The 3,069-nt window shown below is 40.9% G+C and carries 2 protein-coding genes; one reads left to right on the top strand and one right to left on the bottom strand.

Annotation, left to right across the window (positions count from 1 at the left end):
• Positions 1–2,440: cation-translocating P-type ATPase (locus ACR2F7_RS08785; RefSeq protein ID WP_432713203.1), on the bottom strand; the 2,440-nt coding region annotated here is incomplete at its 3' end.
• 172 nt (positions 2,441–2,612) lie between these two features.
• Here ACR2F7_RS08785 and ACR2F7_RS08780 point away from each other — a divergent pair.
• A complete protein-coding gene (locus ACR2F7_RS08780; protein ID WP_432713202.1) occupies positions 2,613–2,999 on the top strand; it encodes an SPW repeat protein in 387 nt (128 codons plus the stop codon).
• Positions 3,000–3,069 lie beyond the last annotated feature (70 nt).

Raw genomic sequence — 3,069 nt, 5'->3', positions numbered from 1 at the left:
CTTGTAAAAATGGAACATAAACAATAAGCAGCTGTAAGACCATGGTAATTAAAATTACCCACCATAAACCTTTATTGGTAAATAGGGCTGAGCTAAAGATGGAGTTAAAAGACAATCGTACGGAGAGTGCATTGCCAAGTTGTATAAAACAAAGCAACGTAAAGACCATTGTTTGCTGGGTCTTGATATTGTAACCTTGTTTTGCAGTATAATATTGTGCTAGCAGGACAATGACGGCCATCAAAATTCCCGTGCAGAGTATTTTTAGAATCATGCCTCCAGCAAATAAGCTTTCCTTGGGTGGTCTGGGTGGGCGGTTCATAATTCCCTTTTCAGCAGGCTCAGCGGTCAATGCCAGACCAGGTAGTCCGTCGGTAACCAGGTTAATCCACAAAATATGAATGGGGAGCAGTGGGATGGCCATGCCGATAAGTGGTGCAAAGACGATGGTTAATATTTCAGCAAGGTTACAGGAAAGCACATAAAGAATGAATTTCTTGATGTTTTCATAAATCCTTCTTCCTTCTTTAACGGCTTTAACAATGGTAGCAAAATTATCATCCAGCAGAATCATATCCGCAGCATCCTTAGCAACATCTGTTCCTGTAATACCCATGGCAACGCCAATATCTGCCTGTTTTAACGATGGGGCATCATTTACGCCATCGCCGGTCATGGCTACAAATTCGTTTTTTTGCTGTAAGGCCCTAACTATATTTAATTTTTGCTGTGGTGACACCCTTGCATAGACAGCAATGTGTTGAACTTCTTTGCTGAATTCTTCTGCCGACATGTTTGACAGTTCAGCACCAGTCATTGTTTTGTTGGCACCTTCATCTACCATCTGCAAACGTTCAGCGATGGCCACAGCGGTCAAGGCCTGGTCACCGGTAATCATTACTGTTTTTATACCTGCCTGTTTACATTCCCTGATGGCTTCAATAACTTCTTCCCGTGGAGGATCTATCATTGCCACCATGCCCAGGAAAATTAATTCCTTTTCAAGCGCTACATTAATTGTTGCAGGCTTTTGATTAAATATTTGATAAGCAAAAAACAATACCCTTAAACCCTGGGCCGCATATTCACGGTTTAAATTCAGGTATTCCTCACCTGTATCCTGATATGCTTCTGCCAGCACCTCAACAATTTTTATAGGCGCACCTTTAACGAATAAAATCCATTGGTTTTGGTGTTCATGCAAAGTGCTCATTCTCATTCTAACCGAGTCAAAAGGAAGTTTATCTACCAGTGGGTAGAGGAGGTCAGCTTTTTCTTTACTGATGCCCTGTTCATTGGCATAGTTAACAAGAGCAGTTTCCGTGGAATCGCCAAGGATATTTCCGTCATCCGCAAAACGCACTTCGTTAGTCAGCATCATGGCATAATGTAAGCGCTCCTCCTGTTTGTCTAAGGCATGCATTTTTTCAACCTTCATGATGTTTTGGGTGAGTGTGCCCGTTTTATCACTGCAGATATAAGTTACTGAACCCAGGGTTTCTACTGCCGGAAGGTTTCTCATCAGCGCCTTTTGCTTAACCATTCTGCTTGCCCCTTTAGATAAGGCAATGGTCACTACTGCAGGAAGTGCCTCTGGCAAGGCCGCCACAGCTAGAGAAAGGGCGGTAAGGAACATCATTAATGGTGCTTCACCTCTTAAAAAGCCAAAGCCAAAGATGACCGCACAAATCAAGATCACTACAACGGCCATTTGCTTGCTGAAAACAGCGAGTCTTTGCTGAAGGGGTGTTTGTTGTGTCTCCACATCCATCATACCGGCAATTTTGCCAATTTCCGTTTCCATGCCTGTATGGGTAACCATGGCTTTGGCAGTGCCATTGCTAATGATAGTCCCCTTAAAGACCATGTTATGCTGATCACCGGGACCGAGTTGGCTATCTGGAATAGGCTCCGTTGTTTTTTCTATGGCATGACTCTCACCGGTGAGGGCAGCTTCCTCGGTTTTAAAGGAGCTCACTTGAAATAAACGTGCATCAGCAGGAACAATATCTCCTGCTTCGAGTAAAATGACATCACCAGGAACCAGTTCTTCGGCTACTATTTTCTCGGGATTATTATCGCGCAGCACCATAGCGTATTGTGCAGACATTTTTTGTAAGAGCCTCACCGATTCTTCAGCCTTATATTCCTGTGTGTAACCAATCCAGGCATTGGCAATGATAATGGCTAAAATGACATAAGCGTCGATGTGCTCACCAACAATAAACGAAATTATAGCAGCAACGATCAGGATGATAATCATTACATCTTTAAACTGTGAAATAAAGATCGCAAGTTTGCTTTTCCGTTTGGTTTCTTGTAAAATATTTTTGCCGTATTTGTATTGTAGATCACCAATAACGCTTTTTTGGAGTCCTGTAAAAGATGTATTTAATTCTTTTACCGTGTCTTCAGCCGTTAATTGATAAAATTCCTTCATTATATTTAATTAAGCCTTAATTGATTGCCATGTTGAATGACGTTTTAAATATACCTATAACTTGGGCGAGGATAATATAAAGGGCTAATAATAAATTTGTGTAGCTTATCTGTTTGATAATGATGGCATTAACTTTGTGTAGATTCTGTTGTGGAATTAAAAAACAGATAAAATGAGATTCATTAGTAGAAAGACTCATGCTGTATTAGATTACATCGTGGGATTATTGTTAATTGCAGCACCATGGATATTTAGATTTTCTGATGTTGAAGCTGCAAGATGGTGTGCCATTGTAGTAGGTTTACTGGTGATCGCAATGTCATTAGTTACTGATTATGAAGGTGGTACCAAAAAGATGATATCTATGGCCACTCATTTAAATATGGATGTGCTGGTCGGTATCTTTCTAGCCCTTTCTCCATGGTTGTTTGGTTTTAGAGAACAAGTTTACCTGCCACACCTGGTTGTAGGAATTTTTTCCATTCTTGCAGGTTTATGCACCGTAAGAAGTTCTCAGCATTCAAATCTTTCAGGTATGGGAATGGGACATGCACATTAAGTCTTTGTAAGGAATTCTACATTAAAGCCGCTTTTACCCATGTAAGAGTGGCTTTTTTTTTCTGATAATC

This window comes from Pedobacter sp. (genome assembly GCF_045628745.1).
Taxonomy (GTDB): Bacteria; Bacteroidota; Bacteroidia; order Sphingobacteriales; family Sphingobacteriaceae; genus Pedobacter.
The sequence above is the reverse complement of the archived record's forward strand: the minus strand, read 5'-3'. Positions and strand labels throughout refer to the sequence as shown.